Consider the following 21,078-nt stretch of genomic DNA (forward strand, 5'->3'; position numbering starts at 1 on the left):
CATGGCTCCTCCGCTCATCCAGCTCAAGGACATCTCGCTGACCTTTGGCGGCACGCCGCTGCTCAAGGGCGTCGAACTCACGGTGTCGCAGGGCGACCGCCTCTGCCTGATCGGCCGCAACGGCTCCGGTAAATCGACGCTGCTGAAGATCGTCGCCGGCACGGTCGAAGCCGACAGCGGCAGCCGCTTCGTGCAGCCCGGCGCCACCGTGCAATACCTGTCGCAGGAACCCGACTTCTCCGGCTATCCGACGACGTTGGCCTATGTCGAGGCCGGCATGGCGGACGGCAACGATCACTATCAGGCGCAATATCTGCTCGAACAGCTCGGTCTCACCGGACAGGAAGATCCGATGCATCTGTCCGGCGGCGAAGCGCGCCGCACGGCAATTGCCCGCGCGCTGGCGCCCTCGCCCGACATCCTGCTGCTGGACGAGCCCACCAACCATCTCGACCTCACCACCATCGAATGGCTGGAAGGCGAACTGTTGAGTCGCCGTTGCGCGCTGGTGCTGATCAGCCATGACCGCCGCTTCCTGGGCAATCTGTCGCGCGGCACCGCCTGGCTCGATCGCGGCCAGATCCGTCAGATCGATCGTGGCTTCAACGCATTCGAGGAATGGCGCGACGAAGTGCTTGCCGAAGAGGAGCGCGACCAGCACAAGCTCGACCGCAAGATCGTCGAGGAAGAACACTGGCTGCGTCACGGCGTGTCCGGCCGCCGCAAGCGCAACGTCAAGCGCCTCGCCGGGCTGCATGAGCTGCGCCAGCAACGCCGCGACTATCGCGGCGTGCAAGGCAATGCGACACTGGCTGCAGCGGAGGCCGACAAGTCCGGCAAGCTGGTGGTCGAGGCCAAGGGCATCTCACGGACCTATGGCGAGCGCAAGATCGTCGATGAATTCTCCATCCGCATCCAGCGCGGCGACCGCATCGGCATTGTCGGCCCGAACGGCGCCGGCAAGACCACGCTGGTCAACATGCTCACCGGCGCGGAGCCACCGGATAGCGGCAGCATCCGTTTCGGCACCAATCTCGAAATGGCGACGCTGGACCAGCATCGCGAAAGCCTCAATCCGAAATGGAGCCTTGCCGAAGCCCTCACCGGCGGCCGCGGCGATCACGTGATGGTCGGCGGCAAATCGAAGCATGTGGTCAGCTACATGAAGGACTTTCTGTTCGCGCAGGAACAGATGCGCACGCCGCTGGAAGTGCTGTCCGGCGGCGAGCGCGGCCGCCTGATGCTGGCGCGTGCTCTGGCAAAGCCTTCAAACGTGCTGGTGCTGGACGAACCGACCAACGATCTCGATCTCGAAACCCTCGACGTGCTCGAGGAGATGCTTGGTGATTATGAGGGCACGGTGCTGCTGATCAGCCATGACCGCGACTTTCTCGACCGCGTGGTGACTTCGGTGATCGTGCCGGAAGGCAACGGCAAATGGGTTGAATATGCCGGCGGTTATACGGACATGCTGACGCAACGTGGCGCCGATCTCACGCGTGAGGGCGTGAAGGGTAGCGGCGAGCCGGTGAAAGCGGCGAAAGCAGAATCCGTTGCCGCTGCGCCTGCGGCCAAGAAGAAGCTGAGTTTCAAGGACAAGCACGCGCTAGAGACGCTACCGGCAACTATGGCGAAGCTGCAGGACGAGATCGCAAAACAGCAGAAAATGCTCGACGATCCCGCGCTCTATACGAAGGACCGCAAAAAGTTCGATGCAGCGAGCGCGGCGATCGCGAGCGCACAGCAGCAGCTCAGCGACGCCGAGGAGAAATGGCTGGAGCTGGAAATGCTCCGTGAAGAGATCGAGAGTGCATAAGCACCGTCATTGCGAGGAGCCCAAACGAATTGGCAAAGCCAATTCGTTTGGGCTCCTCGCAATGACGAATGAGAGGACCGAGCAACATGACCACATCCCTCGCCGCCAAAATCGCCCGCGACTACGGCACCCCTGCCCTGGTCATCGACATGGACCGTGTCGAGTGCAATATCGCGCGTATCCAGAAGGTCTGCGACGACGCCGGCATCGCCAACCGCCCGCATATCAAGACGCATAAGAGCCCGGTGCTGGCCAAGCTGCAGATCGACGCGGGCGCCAAAGGCATCACCTGCCAGAAGCTCGGCGAGGCCGAGATCATGGCGGAAGCAGGGATCGACGATATCCTGATCAGCTACAACCTGCTCGGTGACGAGAAGATGGCCCGCCTCGGTGCACTGCAGGGCAAGGCGAATATCACAGTCGCCGCCGACAACTCCGTCGTTGTCGCCGACCTGCCGAAGGCCGCCGCGCTTTCCGGCCGCGATCTCAATGTGGTCGTGGAATGCGACACCGGCCGCAAGCGCGCCGGCGTCGAGACGCCGGCAGAAGCGATTGCGCTCGCACGTGAGATCAAGGCAGCCAAGGGCCTGACCTTCGCCGGCTTCATGCTGTATCCGACCGAGACCGGCTGGGCCGATGCGCAAAAGTTCTACGACGAGGCGCTGCTCGGCGTGCGCGCAGAAGGATTGGAGCCGCTGATCGTCTCCACCGGCGGTACGCCGAACCTGAAGAATGTCGGCTCGCTGAAAGGCGCTACCGAACATCGCTTCGGCACCTACATCTATAACGACCGCATGCAGGTCGCGGCCGGTTCAGCGACGTGGGATGACTGCGCGCTCACGGTCTATTCCACCGTCGTCAGCCGTGCCGGCCCGGAGCGCGGCATTCTCGATGCCGGCTCGAAGACGCTGACGCCGGACACCGGCGGCCTCGACGGCTATGGCCTGATCCTCGAACATCCCGAAGCGAAGATCGCGAAATTTGCCGAAGAACACGGTTTCCTCGACCTCACCCGCAGCAATACCCGCCCGAATGTCGGCGATGTCGTGCGCATCGTGCCGAACCATGTCTGCGTGGTCGTCAACATGTTCGACGAGGTGGTGATGGTGCGCGGCGACGAGATCGTCGGAACGCTACCGATCGCGGCACGCGGGAAGCTGCGGTAAGCTCAGTCCCTCATCCTGAGGAGCGCGCATCGCGCGCGTCTCGAAGGATGGCCGCGGAGCTCTGCATCTCATGGTTCGAGACGCGCGCAAGGGCGCGCTCCTCACCATGAGGGTCAGAGATTGATCCAGTTCAACGCGCCCTGTCCTGCCGCCACGCCCGTCGCAAACGACGCCTGCAGCAGATAGCCGCCGGTCGGCGCCTCCCAATCCAGCATCTCGCCGGCGACGAATACACCCGGCAGGCGTTTCAGCATGAAAGCATCGTCGATCTCATCAAAGGCGACGCCGCCTGCCGTCGAGATCGCGCGGGCCATCGGTGCGATTCCGGTTAGCGTGATCGGGACGGCATTGATCAGGGCCGCGAGCTCATCGGGCGACAGCGCCGCGAGCTGCCGCCCCTCTGCAATCGCAACCTCCTGCAGCAGCCCGATCGCTACCGGCGACAGATGCAGCGCCTTGCGCAGGAAATTCGAGAACGACTGCTTGCTGCGCGGCGCTGCGAGTTTAGACCGTAGTTCATCGGCCGTCAGATCAGGGCGCAAAGCAATGCGAAGCACAGCCTTGCCGTCCGCCATGGCAGCCTCGCGCAACACGGAAGACAGCGCATAAATCGCACCGCCTTCGATGCCCGCACGCGTGATCATTGCCTCGCCGCGCACCGATTGCATGCCAAAGGCCAGTGCGATGCCCTTGAGCGGCTGGCCTTCGAAGCGATCCCTGAAGACATCCGACCATGCGACATCAAAGCCGACATTGGCGGGCCGCAGCGGTGCGATGACGATGCCTTTTGCTTTGAGCAAATCAACCCATGCACCATCCGAGCCGAGCTTGGCCCAGCTTGCGCCGCCGAGGGCCAGCAGCGTCGCTTTGGCCGAGATCGTTCGTTCGCCCTCAGGCGTTTGAAATTTCAGAGCACCATCCGCGTTCCAGCCAATCCATCGATGACGGAACGCGAAGGACACGCCGCTATTGTCAAGGCGCCGCAGCCAAGCCCGCAGCAGCGGCGAGGCCTTAAACGCCTCGGGAAACACGCGGCCGCTGGAGCCGATGAAAGTGGGCTGGCCGAGCGTCTCGCTCCAGGCACGCAGATCGGTCGGCGTGAAGCCGTCGATCACCGGCGCAAGCAGTGCTTCAGCCCCACCGTAGCGCTTCACGAAATCCGGCAACGGCTCGCTATGGGTGAGATTGAGGCCACCGCGGCCGGCCATCAGGAATTTTCGCGCGGCCGATGGCATGGCGTCGAACACGGTGACGCGAGCCCCGCCCCTCGCGAGCACTTCGGCCGCCATCAGGCCGGCGGGGCCGGCACCGATGACCGCGACCTCGATTGTCGGAATGTCGATCATCCGGATGGGGTATCATGTAGGGTGAGCAAAGCGAAACGTGCCCACCCTACAGGATCACCGCATCAGGTTTTAACGCCGAGCCTCTTCGCTGCCTGCTCGACATATTTTTGCGTCTGCTGGAAGGCGCCATCGAGCACCTTCGCCTTCGACATGTCGCTGATCTCGGCGAAATGCGCCGCGACGGTGTCGGCGGTCCACTGCTCCTCCGGGAAGTTCACACCCTCGCTTTCGAGGATGCGGATCACTGCGAAAGAGCCGGCACCGGCACCCATGATGGTCTTGGTCGGGGCGTTCTCACTCAACATGTATTCCACTGCCGGAGTGATGGCTTCGGGCTTCATCAGCTTCAGCGCTTCCGGCGGCAGCAATTCCTCGGTCATGCGTGTCGCGGCCGTCGGCGAGACGATGTTCACGCGGATGTCGGTCTTGCGCCCCTCTTCCGCCAGCACGTTCATCAGGCCGACCATACCGGTCTTCGCCGCGCCGTAATTGGCCTGACCGAAATTGCCGTAGAGGCCCGAGGACGAGGTGGTGAGCACGATGCGGCCATAGTTGCGCGCGCGCATGCCATCCCACACAGCCTTGCAGCAATAGAAGGTACCGACCAGATGCACGTCGAGCACCTTCTGAAAATCGGCGACCTCCATCTTGCCGAATGACTTGTCGCGCAGGATGCCGGCATTGGCGCAGAGCACGTCGACACTGCCCCACTCCTTGGTGGCCTTCTCGACCATCGCCGCGACCTGCTCGAAATTCGAGACGTCGGCGCCATCGGCCATCGCGGTGCCGCCGGCGGCGCGGATTTCCTCGACCACGGCGTCGGCGGCCGTGAGCGAGCCACCGGTGCCGTCGCGCGCGCCGCCGAAATCGTTGACGACGACCTTGGCGCCGAGTCTGGCGAGACCCAGCGCATGGGCGCGGCCAAGGCCGTTGCCGGCGCCGGTGACAATGGCCACGCGGCCGTCAAAGCGAATGGTCATGATGCAAGCTCCTCAATTGAAATAGACGAGGCCGAGCCAGTCGGCGACCAGCGCCGGCTTGTCCTCGCCTTCGATCTCGACGGTGGCCGATGTGCGGGTGAAGAGTTCATTCGGTTTGCGCAGCGTCGCCTCGGTGAGTACGAAACGGCCACGCAGGCGCGAGCCGGCCTTTACCGGCGAGATGAAGCGGAGCTTGTCGGTGCCGTAGTTCACGCCCATGGCGACGTCGGCAAGCTTCGGCAGCGCCTCATAGGAGAACACCGAGAGCAGCGACATCGTGAGAAAGCCGTGAGCGATGGTGGTGCCGAACGGCGTCTCCCGTGCACGGGCGGGATCGACGTGGATGAACTGATGATCCTCGGTCGCGGCGGCAAAGGCGTCGATGCGGGCCTGATCAACCAGATGCCAATCGGAAACCCCGACTTCCTTGCCGACCATGGCGATATAGGCTTCACGCGAGATCATCGGTTCGGTCATCCCTTGTTGTTTGCGCACGCAGATTCCACAAAGCGAACGGGCATGCCAAGCAATTTTCTCACCCGCCGCGCAGCTGCGGGAAATCCTCTTCCTTGAATTCGACGCCGCGCAGTGGGTCCTGGCGGTCATTCTCGTGTTCGAGGCGGCGCAGATGGACGCGGCGGATCTTGCCGGAAATCGTCTTCGGCAGTTCGGTGACGAATTCGATCCGGCGGATGCGCTTGAACGGCGCGAGGCGCTCCTGCAGATGCGTGTAGATGGACAGCGCCGTATCGGCATCGGGTTTGGCGCTGCCGACCAACATCACGTAGGCCTTGGGAATCGCCAGACGAATGGGGTCCGGGCTTGGCACGATCGCCGCTTCGGCGACGGCATCGTGTTCGATCAGGACGCTTTCGAGCTCGAATGGGCTGATGCGATAATCGGAGGACTTGAACACGTCATCGGCGCGGCCGACGAAAGTGAGATAGCCGTCGTCATCGACGAAGACGACATCGCCGCTGCGATAGATGTCGCCGCTGGCGCCGGTGACACTGCCGTCATCGGCCTGATACCCCTGCATCAGACCGGCGGGACGATCGGCGCCGAGCACGAGACCGACCTCGCCCTCCTTCGCCGGCTGGCCGTCAGCATCGATCACCCTGACCTTGTAGCCGGGCAGCGGGCGGCCCATGGAGCCGACCTTCACCGGCTGGCCCGGCGAGTTGCCGGCGAGTGCCGTCGTCTCGGTCTGTCCGTAGCCATCGCGGATGGTGAGGCCCCAGGCGGACTGCACCTGTTCGATCACTTCCGGATTGAGCGGTTCGCCAGCGCCACAGACCTCGCGCAGCGACACCTTTGTGTCGGCGAGCCTTTCCTGAATGAACAGCCGCCACACGGTCGGCGGCGCACAGAGCGTGGTGACGCCGCAGCGACCGATGGTGGCAAGCAGGCTTTTCGCATCGAAGCGCGGCTGGTTGACCACGAATACGGTGGCGCCGGCATTCCAGGGCGCGAAGAAGCAGGACCACGCATGCTTGGCCCAGCCGGGTGAGGAGATGTTGAGATGGATGTCGCCGGGCTCCAGGCCGATCCAATACATCGTGGAAAGCCCGCCGACGGGATAACTGCGCTGGCTGTGCCGCACGAGTTTCGGTTTCGCCGTAGTACCCGAGGTGAAATAGAGCAGCATCGGATCGTCGGCCTTGGTCGGGCCATCCGGTGTGAAAGTGTCGGGGAAATCTGCGGACGTCTCGAAGGCGAGCCAGCCGCCGTGAGACGACGCGGCATTGACGACGATCTGCCCGACGCCCGCAGTTTTCAGGCTGCCGAACTTGGCGACCTGATCCTCGGCGGCGACGACGAGTTTCGCCCTGCCGCGATCGAGCCGGTCCTGCAATTCGTCCGAGGTCAGCAGTGTCGTCGCAGGGATGATGACAACGCCGAGCTTGATCGCCGCCAGCATGGTTTCCCAGAGCGGTACGACATTGCCGAGCAGCAACAGCAGATGATCGCCGCGCTTCAGCCCCAGCGCGCGCAGGAAATTGGCAACCTGATTGGAACGGCGTGCAAGGTCGGAGAAAGAGAGTTTTGTTTCGTTGCCGGTGACGGCATCGACGATCCAGAGTGCCGGACGATCCTTGCTGACAGGATCGCGAGCAAGTTCGGCGTCGAACCAGTCGAGCGCCCAGTTGAAGTCGACGGGGTCAGGCCAGCGAAAACCGGCGATGGCCTTGTCGTAGTCGGAGCGGTGTTCGAGGAGAAAGTCGCGGGCCTGCTTAAACGTGGTCATGCTTCCTCACCCTTATTTTGTTTTTGTCGCTCTACACTCCGCCCTCATCCTGAGGAGCCACGCAACGCGCGGCGTCTCGAAGGATGATGAGGAGCTCCGCATGTCATGGTTCGAGACGCGTACAACTGCGCGCTCCCACCATGAGGACTGAGAGTTACTTCGCCAAATTCCGCAGATGGTTGACGATGCCCGAGAAGTCGACACCACCCTGCCCGTCCTGGTCAAAAGTCTCGTAGATGCTCTCAGCATGGGCCCCGAGCGGCGTCTGGGCGCCGGCGGCCTTGGCGGCTTCCTGCGACAGCTTGAGATCCTTCAGCATCAGGGCTGCGGCGAAGCCGGGCTTGTAGTCGTTATTGGCCGGCGAGGTCGGCACCGGGCCGGGCACCGGACAATAAGTCGTCAGCGACCAGCACTGGCCCGACGAGGTCGACGCCACATCGAACAGCGCCTGATGCGACAGGCCGAGCTTTTCGGCGAGCACGAAAGCTTCGCTGACGCCGATCATGGAAATGCCGAGGATCATGTTGTTGCAGATCTTGGCCGCCTGCCCGGCGCCGGCATCGCCGCAATGGACGATCTTTTTGCCCATCGCTTCGAGGATCGGCTTGGCGGATGCAAAGGCCTTGGCGTCGCCACCCGCCATGAATGTCAGCGTCGCGCCCTTGGCGCCGCCGGTGCCGCCAGAGACCGGCGCATCGACTGAGGGAAGCTGCTGCGCGGCAGCGAGCCCATGGGCCTTGCGCGCGCTTTCCACATCGATGGTCGAGCAGTCGATCATCAGCGCGCCCCTGGCAGCTGCCGGGATCGCCTCGCTCCACACCGACACCACATGCTTACCGGCGGGCAGCATGGTGATGATGACCTCGGCGCCCTTCACCGCATCCACGGCGGTGGCGGCAATGGTCACGCCATCGGCCTTGGCCTGGGCGCGCGAGGCTTCGACGAGATCGAAACCCGTCACCTTGTGGCCGGCCTTGACCAGGTTGGCGGCCATGGGGCCGCCCATATTGCCGAGACCGATGAATGCGATGCTGGTCATATCCTGCCCTCGTCTGTTTTGATTGTTATCGAATGCCGGCTCCGCCGATGGAATCCGACTTTCGTTCAGAAAGTAAGCGCAACGTCGCGCGGCGCGAGATAGCGCGCGACGATCTCCGGCGTGACGCCGGCCAGATCGGGCGGCTGCCATTTCGGATTGCGATCCTTGTCGATGATCGCTGCACGCACACCCTCGACGAAATCGGCGCTGTCGAACACCTCAAGCGCCGCGAGATATTCGCGCGACAGGCATTCTTCGAGCGAGGACGATGTGCGCGCGAGACGCAGCAGTTTCAGCGTCACCTTCAGGCCGCGCGGCGACTTGTCGGCCATCGCCTTCAGCGTCGCCTGCGCGAATTCGGAACCGTCCTGCTCGAGTGCCGCGACGATCTCCTCGACGCTGTCATGGGCGAAAACGCGATCGATCAGCGCGCGCTGTACGGTGACAGGGCCGATCTGATCCGGAGCGGAAGAACTCTTGAGCTTGGCCATGACCGCAGCCGCGTCGGTGCCCGGTGCCAGCTTGGTCAGCGCTTCGCGCAGCGCGAACCAGCTCCTCGTATCGATCAACACGTCGGCCATCCGGGCGGCCAGCGCATCGGCGCCATTGGCATTCTGGCCAGTGAGGCCAAAGTAGGTGCCGAGCTCGCCCGGTGCGCGCGACAGCAGCCAGGTGCCGCCGACATCGGGAAAGAATCCGAGACTCACTTCAGGCATCGCCATCTTGGTCTTCTCGGTGACGATGCGATGGCTGGCGTGGCCGGCGAGACCGACGCCGCCGCCCATCACGAAGCCGTCCATATAAGCTACATACGGCTTCGGAAATTTCGCGATGCGCGCATTGAGGATGTACTCCTCGCGCCAGAAGATTTTGCCGAGATCACCTTTGACCTTCGCGCTCTCATAGAGGCCGCGAATGTCCCCCCCGGCACAGAGCCCGCGCTCGCCGGCACCTTCAAGAATGATAATGGCGACGGATGGATCGGCCTCGAACGCATCAAGCGCTGCGACGATCTCGCGCGTCATCTCCAGCGTGAGCGCATTGAGTGCTTTCGGCCGGTTCAGTCGCACAATTCCGGCTGAACCTTCCTTGCGGGCGATCAGATCGCCCTCCGTCACGCCATCGCTCATCGTGCGCCCTCGATCAGTTTGCGCGACACGATCAGCCGCATGATTTCATTGGTGCCTTCGAGAATCTGGTGCACGCGCAGATCACGTACGATTTTCTCGACGCCATATTCGGCAAGATAGCCGTAGCCGCCATGCAGCTGCAGCGCCTCATTGGCGACTTCGAAACCGATATCGGTGCCGAAGCGTTTTGCCATGGCGCAGAGCATCGAGGCATCGGCATCCTTGCGATCCAGCGCCGCGGCTGCGCGCCACAGGAAGGTGCGTGCGGCTTCCAGCTCGGTTGCCATGTCGGCTACACGGAATTGCAACGCCTGGAATTCGTCCAGCTGCTTGCCGAAAGCTTTTCGCTCTTTCATGTAGGCCAGCGACTTGTCGAGCGCCGACTGCGCGCCACCGAGCGAGCACGCCGCGATATTGAGACGGCCGCCATCGAGCCCGGCCATGGCGATCTTGAAGCCGATGCCCTCGGTGCCCAACCGGTTTGCGACAGGTACGCGGGCATTCTCAAAAATCACAGCGCGGGTTGGCTGCGCATTCCAGCCCATCTTGCGCTCGTTCGCACCGAAGGAGAGTCCCGGCGTATCCTTGTCGACAACCAGCGTCGAGACGCCGCCAGCGCCCTCGCCGCCCGTACGCACCATGACGACATAGAGGTCGGTGTCACCAGCGCCGGAAATGAACTGCTTCTGGCCGTTCAGCACATAGTGGTCGCCATCGAGCACGGCCTTGGTGCGCAGCGCCGCCGCATCGGAACCCGAGCCCGGCTCGGTCAGGCAATAGCTAGCCAGCAGCTCCATGGAGCAAAGACGCGGCAACCACTTCTGGCGCTGCGCTTCGCTGCCGTAGCTATCGATCATCCACGACGCCATGTTGTGGATCGAGATGAACGCGGATGTGGTCGGACACGCCGTTGCCAGCGCCTCGAAGATCAGCGCCGCATCGAAGCGCGTCATGGCGGAGCCGCCGACATCGTCGCGGATATAGATGCCGCCCATGCCGAGCTCTGCGGCGGCGCGCATCACGTCCTTCGGGAAATGCTTGTCCTCGTCCCATTTCAGGGCGAAAGGCGCGATCTTTTCGGCGGCGAATGCGCGCGCCATGTCGCGGACAGCGGTTTGTTCCTCATCGAGAGCGAATTGCATGACGCCCTTCTTTGTTGATTGCGGATCAAAAAGCAAACGGCCCGGCGCATCGAGGATGCTGCCGGGCCGCTTTCATCGTCTTACTTCATCAGCGGGATGGAGAATTCCGCCCCTTCCTTAACCCCCGACGGCCAGCGCGAGGTGACCGTCTTGGTCTTGGTGTAGAAGCGGACCGAGTCCGGACCATGCTGGTTGAGATCGCCGAATCCCGACTTCTTCCAGCCACCGAAGGTGTAATAGGCGATCGGCACCGGGATCGGCACGTTGATGCCGACCATGCCGACATTGACGCGGGCCGCGAAATCGCGCGCGGCATCGCCGTCGCGGGTGAAGATGGCGACGCCGTTGCCGTAATCGTGATCCGACGGCAGCGCCAGCGCTTCCTCATAGTCATGCGCACGGACGACGGACAGCACCGGGCCGAAGATCTCTTCCTTGTAGATGCGCATGTCCTTGGTGACGTTGTCGAACAGACAGCCACCCATATAGAAGCCCTTCTCGTAGCCCTGCATCTTGAAGCCGCGGCCGTCGACAGCGAGGGTCGCGCCTTCCTTGACGCCGATATCCACGTAATTCCTGACGCGCTCGACGGCCTCCGCGGTCACCAGCGGACCGAAATCGGCGGACGGATCGACCGACGTGCCGATCTTGAGCGCTTCGACGCGCGGGATCAGCTTTTCCATCAGGCGATCGGCGGTGGCCTTGCCCACCGGTACGGCGACCGAAACGGCCATGCAGCGTTCGCCGGCCGAGCCGTAGCCGGCACCGATCAGCGCGTCGACGGCCTGATCCATGTCGGCATCGGGCATGATCAGCGCGTGATTCTTGGCGCCGCCAAAACACTGGCAGCGCTTACCGGTCTGCGCGGCCCTGGTATAGATATATTCGGCGATCGAGGTCGAACCGACGAAGCCGATGGCCTTGATGTCCTCGTCGTCGAGGATCGCATCCACCGATTCCTTGTCACCATTGACGACATTGAGAATGCCCGGCGGCAGGCCAGCTTCGATCATCAGTTCCGCCAGCATCATCGGCACGCCCGGATCGCGCTCCGACGGTTTGAGGATGAAGGCATTGCCGCAGGCAATGGCCGGGGCGAACTTCCACATCGGGATCATGGCCGGGAAGTTGAACGGCGTGATACCGGCGACGACGCCGAGCGGCTGACGCATCGAATAGATGTCGATATTCGGGCCAGCGCCTTCGGTGTATTCGCCCTTCATGAGGTGCGGGATGCCGCAGGCGAATTCAACCACTTCGAGGCCGCGCTGGATGTCGCCCTTGGCGTCCGGCACTGTCTTGCCATGTTCGCGCGCGAGGCGGTCAGCGAGCTTGTCGTAATCGCGCTGGGCGAGTTCGAGGAACTTCATCATCACGCGCGCACGGCGCTGCGGATTGGTGTTGGCCCAGGCGACCTGCGCGGCCTTGGAATTCTCGACGGCGGCGCGGAGTTCGGCCTTGGAGGCCAGTGCGACCTTGGCCTGCACTTCGCCGGTCATCGGCTCGAAAACATCGGCGAAACGCCCCGATGTGCCGGCGACTTCCTTGCCGCCGATGAAATGTCCGATCGTCTTCATGCGTTCCTCCAAAGGGAGCCAATTTGGAGGCGATGTTGAGCAGGGTTTTCCAGCTTTGAAAAGGCCTCGAATGCGCAACGGTTTTGCGAAAATGCAAGCCGCTGACCGGTGGATTGGGCCGGCTTGCATCACGACAAATGTCGCTGCCGCGACAATGTGTCAGGGACGCCGCGAGCAGCGTGTTGCCATCCTTCGAGACGCGGCCGAAGACGGCCGCTCCTCTGGATGAGGGAAGAGTATGGCGCCGCAGAAGACCTTCATGGTGAGGAGCCCGCGTAGCGGGCGTCTCGAACCATGGAGGCCCCGCACCTTCCCATCGCCGTAAACTTTAGCCCTTTTTTGGAGCCTTTTTCGCAACTGCACGCTTCGCGGCCGGTTGCGCCCCGGCGCGCTGCAACACGGCATCGCGCCCGACCTCGAGATACTCGTCTGACACCTCGCCGGCCCCGGCAATACGCGACATCAGGATGCTGCCCATCATCGTGGCGAGCGCGGCGATCGCCTGTTTGCGCGCCGTCGTGGGATCGCCGGAATACTGCTCCGCCATCATGTCGATCAGGTCGTCGAGCTTGGCAGCAAACGCCCGCCGCGTCTTCGGGCTCTCGCGCGCGATCTCGGCGCCAAGTGCCGGCATGGCGCAGCCATGCCCGGGATTGTCGCGATGCTGCGGCGAGAGATAGGTGTCGACGAGATGCGCCAACCGCTCCTCCGGCGGCAGCTCTGTAATCTGCTGCCGCCGGCGTGCGATGGAGCGGTCCATGGCGTAATCGAACGCCTCGATCACCAGCGCCTCGCGCGAGTCGAAATGCGCGTAGAAGCCGCCATGGGTCAGGCCCGCCTCTTTCATCAGATCGGCAACGCCAATGCCATGCGCGCCACGCTCGCGCAGCCGCACCGAGGCCTTCTTGACGATGCGGGCATGCGTCTCGGCCTTGTGTTCTTTGGAGTAGCGCATCGAAATCCATTCCGCCGAAAAAGATGATGGCAATCATACTAATAGCTCTGCGCGGCGCGCGCAACGCATCCCGCCGGAGGCGCTTGACTTTGCCCCGCCCCGCCACAGAACCTGTATGACCGAGACCGGCGATCAGCACCGGCATACCAGGCGAGAAACACCCATGCATATGCTCAATCCGCATTGCGGCATCGACCGCGACTCCCGAGGCGTCGTTCGGCTGACGATCTGCAACGCGGGATCGCTCAACATTCTCAACACCACAGTGATCAATCACGTCCGGGAAGGGATCGAATCCCTCGCCGCGGACCGCGACATTCGCGTGCTGATCGTCGCAGGACAGAGCGAGAAGAGCATGATCGGCGGCGCGGACATCAAGGAGATGGTGACGCTGGATCAGCGTTCGGCGGAAACCTTCATCTCCGGCCTGCGCGCACTCTGCGATGCGCCACGGCACTTCCCGGCCCCGGTCATCGCCCGCATTCCCGGCTGGAGCCTCGGGGGTGGGCTGGAATTCGCCGCCGCCTGCGATTTTCGCGTAGCCGCGCACGATGCAAAATTCGCCATGCCGGAGGTCAAGGTCGGTATTCCCTCGGTGATCCAGGCGGCGCTGCTGCCGCGACTGATTGGCTGGGGACGTGCACGCTGGCTGATCATGACGGCCGCCACCATCGATGCGCCAACGGCGCTGAGCTGGGGTCTCGTCGATGCCGTGGCAGCCGAGGGCGCGCTCGACGCGGAAGTGGAAAAGCTCGTCGAAGCGCTGCTGGACTGCGCCCCGGAAGCGCTGCGGTCGCAAAAAGCGATGCTGCGCCAGTGGGAAGAGCTCCCGTTGAAAGAATCCATGGACCTCAGCGTCGGCGTGTTCGGCGATGCCTATCTGACCGGCGAACCGCAGCGCCTGATGGCAGGCTTCGTCAATCGCAAACGATAGGTCAAACGGCTTATACGGCAAATCAGGCGGTGCGCCCGTTGTAATTTGCGCAATGCATCATATGATGACTATCATCTCAAATGATCCTTTCGAGGAGCACCGCCATGTCCGCCGTTTCCGACCCCGTCGCCATTCTCTCGGCAATTCGCACACCGCTCGGCCGCTTCCAGGGCGAACTGTCCGCATTCAGCGGGCACAAACTCGGCAGCCATGTCATCAGGAACGCCGTCGAGCGGATTGGCCTCGCCCCGGAACGCGTCGACGAAGTCTTCATGGGCTGCGTTTTGCCGGCCGGCCAGGGACAGGCACCGGCCCGGCAGGCTGCGCGCGGCGCGAAACTTCCGGATGCGACTGGTGCCACCACCATCAACAAGGTCTGCGGATCGGGCATGAAGGCCACCATGCTCGGGCACGATATCATCGGTGCCGACTCCGCCGAAATCGTCGTGACGGGCGGCATGGAGAGCATGACCAATGCCCCCTACCTGCTGCAGAAGGCGCGCGGCGGTTACCGCGTCGGGCACGACCGCATCATCGACCATATGCTGATGGACGGCCTCGAGGACGCCTACGAGGTCGGCCGCTCGATGGGCGATTTCGGCGAAGCCACCGCTGAAGCCTATCAATTCACCCGGGCCGACCAGGATGCCTATGCCATCGAAACACTGACCCGCGCGCGCAAGGCGGTGGAGAGCGGCGCCTTTGCCGCGGAAATCGCGCCGCTGTCCGTCATCGACAAGGCGGGACAGCGAGAAATCGCCAACGATGAACACCCGCTGAAGGTCGATCCCGCCAAGATCCCGAGCCTCAAACCCGCATTCCGCAGCAACGGCACGATTACACCCGCGGCATCCTCTGCGAATGCGGATGGCGCTGCGGCTCTCGTTCTCGCGCGCCAATCGCTGGCGGACCGCGACGGCCTTCCCGTGCGCGCCCTCATCCGCGGCCATGCCACCCACAGCCAGGAGCCACAGTGGTTTACCACGGCTCCCATTCCGGCGATCCGTAAACTGCTCGACAAGGTCGGCTGGTCGGTCGGTGACGTCGATCTGTTCGAGATCAACGAAGCGTTCGCCGTCGTGCCGATGGCGGCACAGCGCGATCTCGGCATCCCGCGCGACCGGCTCAATATCAATGGCGGCGCCTGCGCACTCGGCCATCCGATCGGCGCGACGGGCGCCCGGCTGATCGTCACACTGCTGCATGCCCTTGAAGCTCAGGGTTTAAAACGCGGGGTCGCCGCGCTTTGTATCGGCGGCGGCGAGGCAACCGCCATCGCCCTTGAACGCCTCGCGAACTGACCACAGCTTCAGAAACCGGGGCGCGAAGTGCATGCAGGCCCCCAAGGGTATAGCGATGATCTCCGGATGGCTTTCGACAGCGCTCGCGCGCCGCAACATTCACTATGGCTGGGCGATGATCGCCGTGACCTTCGTCACGGCCCTCGTGAGCGCGGCGGCAGTCGGCGCACCCGGGGTGTTCATCGTGCCGCTGCAAAAGGAATTCGGCTGGAGCACCGCCGAGATTTCCTCGGCGATGTCGATACGCTTCGTGCTGTTCGGCCTGATGGCACCGTTCGCCGCCGCGCTGATGAACCGGTATGGGCTGCGCAACGTCACGCTAACGGCGCTTGTGATCGTTGTCGCCAGCCTAGTTTTGTCGCTCGGCATGACGCAGCTCTGGCAGCTGGTGGCCCTGTGGGGTTTTGCGGTCGGCGTCGGCACCGGTATGACCGCCCTCGTGCTCGGCGCCACCGTAGCCTCACGCTGGTTCAAGGAGCGGCGCGGCCTCGTGATCGGCATTCTCACCGCCAGCGCCGCCACCGGCCAACTGATCTTCCTACCGATCCTTGCCAGCATCACTGCTCAGGCCGGCTGGCGCTGGGCGCTCGCTCTGATGTGCGCGATGCTGGTAGTGGCCGCACTCGGCGTCTTGCTGGTGATGCGCGATCGGCCGAGCGATCTCGATCTGCGCCCGTTCGGAGACACCGGCACCGATCCGTTGCCGGCGCCTCCTCCGACCAACACACCGATCATGACTGCCGCACTTGGCGCCCTGCGCGATGCCGCACGGACAAAGGTGTTCTGGATCCTGTTCGCGACATTCTTCATCTGCGGCGCCAGCACCAATGGCCTCGTGCAGGTGCACCTGATTCCGATGTGCCTCGACTTCGGCATCCCCGAAGTGCAAGCCGCAGGCCTCCTCGCCGCCATGGGCATCTTCGATTTCATCGGCACCATCGCGTCGGGCTGGTTGTCCGACCGCTATGACAACCGCTATCTGCTGTTCTGGTATTACGGCCTGCGCGGCCTGTCGCTGCTGGCGCTGCCCTTCACGGACTTCACCTTCTACGGCCTGTCACTGTTCGCGCTGTTCTACGGCCTCGACTGGATCGCCACGGTGCCCCCGACTGTACGGCTGACGGCCGCACGGTTCGGTGCCGAGCGTGCAGGCCTCGTGTTCGGTTGGATTTTTGCCGGCCATCAACTCGGCGCAGCAACCGCCGCTTTCGGCGCCGGTCTCTCGCGCACGATGCTGCTGAGCTACCTGCCAGCCTTCTTCGCGGCCGGCGCACTGTGCATCATCGCTGCTGTGATCGTGCTGGCGATCGCGAAGGAGAAGAAGTTGGCGGCGGTCAGCTGATCACACCACGGCTTACGTCTCAAACTTGCCTGCAGATAGGAATTCAACATGCGTCGCGTTGTCGTAACGGGGATGGGAGCGGTGTCTCCGCTCGGCTGCGGTGTGGAGACCAACTGGTCGCGTCTGCTCACCGGTCAGTCCGGCATTCGCCTGCTTCCCCAAGACATGACAGCTGATCTCGCCGCCACGATCGGCGGTCGGGTACCGGACCTTGCCGATGATCCCGAAGGCGGATTCAACCCGGACAAGGCTGCGCCCCGCAAGGATCAGCGCAAGATGGATCGTTTCATCCTGTTCGCGTTGATGGCCGCAGATGAGGCCATCGCACAAGCCGGATGGACTCCACAAAGCGCGCGCGACAAACAGCGCACCGCCACGATCATTGCATCCGGCATCGGCGGCTTTCCGGCAATCGCCGACGCCGTCCGCACGACCGACAACAAGGGTATCCGCAAGCTTTCTCCCTTCACGGTGCCCTCCTTCCTTGTCAATCTCGCGGCTGGCCATGTCTCGATCCGCCATGGATTCGAGGGGCCCCTCGGGGCGCCGGTGACTGCCTGTGCCGCGGGAGTTCAAGCGATCGGCGACGCGGCTCGCCTCATTCGATCCGGCGAGGCCGATGTGGCGATCGCGGGCGGCGCTGAGGCTTGTATCGACCGGGTGAGCCTCGGTGGTTTCGCGGCTGCACGCGCGCTGTCCACCGACTTCATCGATCGACCGGAAAGCGCATCGCGCCCGTTCGATCGGGATCGCGACGGCTTCGTGATGGGCGAAGGCGCCGGCATTGTAGTCGTCGAAGAGTTCGAACATGCGCTGGCGCGCGGCGCAGCGCCGATTGCCGAAGTGGTTGGCTATGGCACCACCTCCGATGCCTTTCACATGACCGCCGGGCGCGAGGATGGTGACGGCGCCAAACGCGCCATGGAGATCGCAATGACCCAGGCAGGCATCGCGCCAGACGACGTTCAGCACCTCAACGCTCACGCGACCTCGACGCCAGTCGGCGACCGGGGTGAGATCGAGGCGATCAAGACAATCTTCGGCACGCGTGGCAGCGTTGCCGTCAGTTCAACGAAATCGGCGACAGGCCACCTGCTCGGAGCAGCAGGCGGCCTCGAAGCGATCTACGCCATTCTCGCATTGCGGGACCAGATTGCGCCCGCAACGCTCAATCTGGAGTACCCGGACGAGGCCGCAGACGGGATCGACCTGATCCGCGGCACCGCACGACCGATGCCAATCGAACATGTGCTGTCGAATGGCTTCGGTTTCGGTGGCGTCAATGCAAGCATCGCGCTCCGGCGTATCTAGACTGGCCGGCTAGGGCCGCATCTGCAACCTTGCCGGGCCAGGCGTTCGCAACGGCTCGGCGAGGCGCGCGAATTCACACAGAAGTGAGCGTGTCTTGAGCGGGTTGATCACCTCTTCCACCCAAAATTTTTCGGCAGAGCGGAACGGCGAACGCAGCTTGTTCAAGCGTTCCTCGATCTCCTCCAGCTTTGCCTTGGGATCGTCCGACGCCTCGATCTCGGCGCGATAGGCCGCCTCGATGCCGCCTTCCAGCGGCAACGATCCCCAATAGGCGGAGGGCCACGCATAGCGCATCGAGTAGCGATTGGCCGGCTGATGCACCACGCCGGCAACGCCGAAAGCATTGCGCAAAATGACCGTGCACCACGGCACCGTGCTCTGGTTCACCGCCGCCATGGCACGCACGCCATAGCGGATGGTCGCCTGCTTCTCGGCCTCGAGGCCGACCATGAAGCCGGGGCAATCCATCAGATAGACCACCGGCAGATGAAAGGTCTCGGCGAGATCGACGAAGCGGATCACCTTCTGGCAGGCATCCGCCGTCCATGAACCGCCATAGTGGAACGGATCGCTCGCCAGCACGAGGATGGCACGCCCCTCAAGACGTGCAAAGCCGGTGATGACCGGGCGGCCGAAATTTGCCGACATCTCGAAGAACGAGCCACGATCAACGACGGCGTCGATGATCGGGCGCATCTTGTAGACCTGCTTGCGGTTGCGCGGCACCGCATTCAGGAGCATCGCCTCCGCCCGCTCGGGATCGTCGTTGCAAACCGTGGTGGGTGGCAGGTCGTAGACCGACGACGGCAGATAGGACAGGAACCGCCGCGCACAGGCAAAGGCCTCCTCCTCAGTGTCGACGGCATGATCGACACCGCCTGCGCGTGTCTGAATATCCGCGCCGCCGAGTTCCTTCTTGTCGAGCGCCGCACCAAGACGTGCCACCACCGGTGGCCCGGCGACGAACATCGCGGAGTTCTTGGTCATCACCGAATAGTGGCAGGCGGCCAGACGCGCCGCGCCGAGCCCGGCAACGGAGCCCAGGCCGAGACCGACCACCGGCACCTGCGAGAGGTTGGCCGTCGTGTACCAGTACCAGCGCGTGCCGCCGACACCGCCGGGCAGATTGGCCGCGCCCTTGGTCTCGATGGTCTTCACCGATCCGCCGCCGCCCGAACCTTCGATCACGCGAATGATCGGCAGGCGCAGCTCATGCGCCATCTCCTCGGCCATCAAGGGCTTGGCGGAAATCGACGCGTCGGCCGAGCCGCCGCGCACGGTGAAATCGTCACCGACCACGACGACAGTCCGGCCGTCGACCCGCGCCCGACCGAACACACAGTTCGCCGGCGTCAGCTTCTTGAGCTCGCCCTTCTCGTCATATTCGCCGATGCCGGAGATGGCACCGACTTCGTGGAAGGTACCGGTGTCGGTCAGTCTGTCGATGCGCTCACGAACCGTGAGCCGGCCCTGGTCATGCTGTCGTTTGACCTTGTCAGCGCCGCCCATCTCCCGCGCGAAGGCTTCGCGCCGGGCCAGGTCGTCGAGTTCCGGCTTCCAGTTCATTCATTCCCTCCGGGAGCATTTTCTTATGAATTGTTGGGGCCGAGGGCGCAGAGGAAACGGCAGCCGTCGTCAATCCGCTGTCGGCATTCTGGATCATGACACTGATCGTATCGCCCAGCTGGCGAATGATCGGGCCGACCTCGGTCGCCATACGCTCGTCGTCATACATGGCCGACAGCACACCGATCACCACGACCACATAGGTCTGATAGTGCGGCGACCAGATTGGCACGGCGATACCGGTGATGTGCGGGCTGAACATACCGCTGGCAATGACGTAGCCATGGTCGCGCAACGACCGCCGGTTCTCCTCGATCCTGCCGCGCAGAATCTCGGCTTCTTCCGGCATCTCGCGGGACATTTCCTTGATCAGGGCGTTGCCGACATCCTCGTCCAGCGCCGCGAGATAGGTATGGCCCGCAGCTGTCCGGCCCATGGCGATACGGCTGCCCGTCGTGGAATGCAGGCCGAGTGCATGATCAGCGCGTGCATATTCCAGATAGACCATGTGGTGACGATCGGGAATCGTGAAACCGATGGTTCCGGGAATCTGCTCGGCCACTTCCTGCAGGCGCATGCGAATGAGATTGCGGACCTGGAGGCCGCGCGTCATCGACGTGCTCATCGCCACCGCGCTGGAACCGATCCGGTATTTCTGATCGCCGGGAAGATAAGCGAGCTGGCCCATGCGGGTCAGCGTGTGCGTCAGGCGGGACACCGTGGAGCGCGGCAGGCCGCAGCGCTTGGAGATTTCGAGGTTGCCGAGCCGGGCATCATGGCCCTCAAAGCAGCGCAGAATGTCGAATGCGCGCGAGACGACCTGGATCACGTCGCCCTCGCCCGTCTGATCGCTGGCGAGCATACCCTGCTTGGTGAGGCGTTCCGACCGTCGTCCCATAATGCGCTTCCTCTCGGGCAGCGCTTGTCCGGAAGGTCGTCATTGACCCTCACCGCGCGCTGCCATCCTGTTCCGTTATGCGGAATTAAATTCCACTTGCCGGCTACGCTACCTCACGGAATTTCCCACGACAACACCATGCTGCGCGCAACCCCTCATGCTTCTGGCGCGTATCGTCGCAGCCCGGCACACGCCGGGCGCGCAACACTCGACAGCAACCTTCCTTGCGTCACGACGAACATCGAAGTCAGGCGCGTCACGATCCGCAGCATGCAAACGCCAATGTCGTTGCCATCGTCAAACCGCGATGACATGATCGCCTAACAA

General features: G+C 63.4%; 18 protein-coding genes. 7 read left to right on the forward strand and 11 right to left on the reverse strand.

Features of this window, described 5'->3' with window-relative positions; all coding sequences use genetic code 11:
- Position 1 precedes the first annotated feature (1 nt).
- Together E0H22_RS16125 and E0H22_RS16130 are read left to right on the forward strand one after the other, a co-directional pair.
- Positions 2 to 1,816, forward strand: coding sequence for an ABC-F family ATP-binding cassette domain-containing protein (locus tag E0H22_RS16125; protein WP_233022023.1), 1,815 nt, complete (start codon positions 2 to 4; stop codon positions 1,814 to 1,816).
- 86 nt (positions 1,817 to 1,902) lie between these two features.
- A complete protein-coding gene (locus E0H22_RS16130; protein WP_233022024.1) occupies positions 1,903 to 2,982 on the forward strand; it encodes a D-TA family PLP-dependent enzyme in 1,080 nt (359 codons plus the stop codon).
- A 113-nt stretch (positions 2,983 to 3,095) separates the two neighbouring features.
- On the opposite strand, the gene E0H22_RS16135 is transcribed toward E0H22_RS16130, so the two are convergent.
- The 9 genes from E0H22_RS16135 to E0H22_RS16175 all read right to left on the reverse strand — a co-directional run bounded on the left by E0H22_RS16135 (position 3,096) and on the right by E0H22_RS16175 (position 13,399).
- Positions 3,096 to 4,328: a BaiN/RdsA family NAD(P)/FAD-dependent oxidoreductase gene (locus E0H22_RS16135; RefSeq protein ID WP_233022025.1), complete on the reverse strand. Its 1,233-nt coding sequence runs from the start codon at positions 4,326 to 4,328 to the stop codon at positions 3,096 to 3,098.
- A 62-nt stretch (positions 4,329 to 4,390) separates the two neighbouring features.
- Entirely contained in the window at positions 4,391 to 5,308 is a 918-nt protein-coding gene (locus tag E0H22_RS16140; protein WP_233022026.1) for an SDR family NAD(P)-dependent oxidoreductase, read from the reverse strand.
- Between the two features lie 12 nt (positions 5,309 to 5,320).
- Complete coding sequence (locus E0H22_RS16145) at positions 5,321 to 5,785, reverse strand: MaoC family dehydratase (RefSeq protein ID WP_233022027.1); 465 nt, start codon at positions 5,783 to 5,785, stop codon at positions 5,321 to 5,323.
- Between the two features lie 58 nt (positions 5,786 to 5,843).
- A complete protein-coding gene (locus E0H22_RS16150; RefSeq protein WP_233022028.1) occupies positions 5,844 to 7,556 on the reverse strand; it encodes an AMP-binding protein in 1,713 nt (570 codons plus the stop codon).
- Positions 7,557 to 7,710: 154 nt separating this feature from the next.
- Entirely contained in the window at positions 7,711 to 8,595 is an 885-nt protein-coding gene (mmsB, locus tag E0H22_RS16155) for a 3-hydroxyisobutyrate dehydrogenase (protein ID WP_233022029.1), read from the reverse strand.
- 65 nt (positions 8,596 to 8,660) lie between these two features.
- A complete protein-coding gene (locus E0H22_RS16160) occupies positions 8,661 to 9,725 on the reverse strand; it encodes an enoyl-CoA hydratase/isomerase family protein (protein ID WP_233022030.1) in 1,065 nt (354 codons plus the stop codon).
- Entirely contained in the window at positions 9,722 to 10,867 is a 1,146-nt protein-coding gene (locus E0H22_RS16165; protein WP_233022031.1) for an isobutyryl-CoA dehydrogenase, read from the reverse strand. The genes E0H22_RS16160 and E0H22_RS16165 overlap by 4 nt, the downstream gene beginning before the upstream one ends.
- Before the next feature lie 80 nt (positions 10,868 to 10,947).
- Positions 10,948 to 12,444: a CoA-acylating methylmalonate-semialdehyde dehydrogenase gene (locus tag E0H22_RS16170; protein WP_233022032.1), complete on the reverse strand. Its 1,497-nt coding sequence runs from the start codon at positions 12,442 to 12,444 to the stop codon at positions 10,948 to 10,950.
- A gap of 328 nt (positions 12,445 to 12,772) precedes the next feature.
- Positions 12,773 to 13,399, reverse strand: coding sequence for a TetR/AcrR family transcriptional regulator (locus E0H22_RS16175; protein ID WP_233022033.1), 627 nt, complete (start codon positions 13,397 to 13,399; stop codon positions 12,773 to 12,775).
- A gap of 163 nt (positions 13,400 to 13,562) precedes the next feature.
- Here E0H22_RS16175 and E0H22_RS16180 point away from each other — a divergent pair, with 163 nt between their 5' ends.
- From E0H22_RS16180 to fabF, 4 genes are all read left to right on the forward strand, one after another.
- A complete protein-coding gene (locus E0H22_RS16180) occupies positions 13,563 to 14,333 on the forward strand; it encodes an enoyl-CoA hydratase (RefSeq protein WP_233022034.1) in 771 nt (256 codons plus the stop codon).
- 104 nt (positions 14,334 to 14,437) lie between these two features.
- A complete protein-coding gene (locus E0H22_RS16185; RefSeq protein ID WP_233022035.1) occupies positions 14,438 to 15,634 on the forward strand; it encodes an acetyl-CoA C-acyltransferase in 1,197 nt (398 codons plus the stop codon).
- 55 nt (positions 15,635 to 15,689) lie between these two features.
- Positions 15,690 to 16,976, forward strand: a complete 1,287-nt coding sequence (locus E0H22_RS16190) for an MFS transporter (RefSeq protein ID WP_233026392.1) — start codon at positions 15,690 to 15,692, stop codon at positions 16,974 to 16,976.
- Positions 16,977 to 17,024: 48 nt separating this feature from the next.
- On the forward strand, positions 17,025 to 18,287 hold the full coding sequence (gene fabF, locus E0H22_RS16195; protein ID WP_233022036.1) for a beta-ketoacyl-ACP synthase II: 1,263 nt from the start codon (positions 17,025 to 17,027) through the stop codon (positions 18,285 to 18,287).
- Between the two features lie 9 nt (positions 18,288 to 18,296).
- Here the strand turns inward: fabF and E0H22_RS16200 are convergent, their stop codons facing one another.
- Together E0H22_RS16200 and E0H22_RS16205 are read right to left on the reverse strand one after the other, a co-directional pair.
- Positions 18,297 to 19,853 (reverse strand): acyl-CoA carboxylase subunit beta, encoded by a 1,557-nt coding sequence (locus E0H22_RS16200; RefSeq protein WP_233022037.1) that lies wholly within the window; start codon positions 19,851 to 19,853, stop codon positions 18,297 to 18,299.
- Complete coding sequence (locus E0H22_RS16205) at positions 19,783 to 20,751, reverse strand: IclR family transcriptional regulator (RefSeq protein ID WP_233022038.1); 969 nt, start codon at positions 20,749 to 20,751, stop codon at positions 19,783 to 19,785. The genes E0H22_RS16200 and E0H22_RS16205 overlap by 71 nt, the downstream gene beginning before the upstream one ends.
- A 138-nt stretch (positions 20,752 to 20,889) precedes the next feature.
- Between E0H22_RS16205 and E0H22_RS16210 the strand changes: the two genes are divergently transcribed.
- A complete protein-coding gene (locus E0H22_RS16210) occupies positions 20,890 to 21,075 on the forward strand; it encodes a hypothetical protein (protein WP_233022039.1) in 186 nt (61 codons plus the stop codon).
- Positions 21,076 to 21,078 lie beyond the last annotated feature (3 nt).

The sequence above is a fragment of the Rhodopseudomonas boonkerdii genome, assembly GCF_021184025.1.
Taxonomy (GTDB): Bacteria; Pseudomonadota; Alphaproteobacteria; order Rhizobiales; family Xanthobacteraceae; genus Tardiphaga; species Tardiphaga boonkerdii.

Bases quoted from the DNA above. Each gene is read 5' to 3' on its own strand.
- E0H22_RS16125 (WP_233022023.1), top strand. From the start codon at position 2: ATGGCTCCTCCGCTCATCCAGCTCAAGGACATCTCGCTGACCTTTGGC.
- E0H22_RS16130 (WP_233022024.1), top strand. From the start codon at position 1,903: ATGACCACATCCCTCGCCGCCAAAATCGCCCGCGACTACGGCACCCCT.
- E0H22_RS16135 (WP_233022025.1), bottom strand. From the start codon at position 4,328: ATGATCGACATTCCGACAATCGAGGTCGCGGTCATCGGTGCCGGCCCC.
- E0H22_RS16140 (WP_233022026.1), bottom strand. From the start codon at position 5,308: ATGACCATTCGCTTTGACGGCCGCGTGGCCATTGTCACCGGCGCCGGC.
- E0H22_RS16145 (WP_233022027.1), bottom strand. From the start codon at position 5,785: ATGACCGAACCGATGATCTCGCGTGAAGCCTATATCGCCATGGTCGGC.
- E0H22_RS16150 (WP_233022028.1), bottom strand. From the start codon at position 7,556: ATGACCACGTTTAAGCAGGCCCGCGACTTTCTCCTCGAACACCGCTCC.
- mmsB (WP_233022029.1), bottom strand. From the start codon at position 8,595: ATGACCAGCATCGCATTCATCGGTCTCGGCAATATGGGCGGCCCCATG.
- E0H22_RS16160 (WP_233022030.1), bottom strand. From the start codon at position 9,725: ATGAGCGATGGCGTGACGGAGGGCGATCTGATCGCCCGCAAGGAAGGT.
- E0H22_RS16165 (WP_233022031.1), bottom strand. From the start codon at position 10,867: ATGCAATTCGCTCTCGATGAGGAACAAACCGCTGTCCGCGACATGGCG.
- E0H22_RS16170 (WP_233022032.1), bottom strand. From the start codon at position 12,444: ATGAAGACGATCGGACATTTCATCGGCGGCAAGGAAGTCGCCGGCACA.
- E0H22_RS16175 (WP_233022033.1), bottom strand. From the start codon at position 13,399: ATGCGCTACTCCAAAGAACACAAGGCCGAGACGCATGCCCGCATCGTC.
- E0H22_RS16180 (WP_233022034.1), top strand. From the start codon at position 13,563: ATGCATATGCTCAATCCGCATTGCGGCATCGACCGCGACTCCCGAGGC.
- E0H22_RS16185 (WP_233022035.1), top strand. From the start codon at position 14,438: ATGTCCGCCGTTTCCGACCCCGTCGCCATTCTCTCGGCAATTCGCACA.
- E0H22_RS16190 (WP_233026392.1), top strand. From the start codon at position 15,690: ATGATCTCCGGATGGCTTTCGACAGCGCTCGCGCGCCGCAACATTCAC.
- fabF (WP_233022036.1), top strand. From the start codon at position 17,025: ATGCGTCGCGTTGTCGTAACGGGGATGGGAGCGGTGTCTCCGCTCGGC.
- E0H22_RS16200 (WP_233022037.1), bottom strand. From the start codon at position 19,853: ATGAACTGGAAGCCGGAACTCGACGACCTGGCCCGGCGCGAAGCCTTC.
- E0H22_RS16205 (WP_233022038.1), bottom strand. From the start codon at position 20,751: ATGGGACGACGGTCGGAACGCCTCACCAAGCAGGGTATGCTCGCCAGC.
- E0H22_RS16210 (WP_233022039.1), top strand. From the start codon at position 20,890: ATGCTGCGCGCAACCCCTCATGCTTCTGGCGCGTATCGTCGCAGCCCG.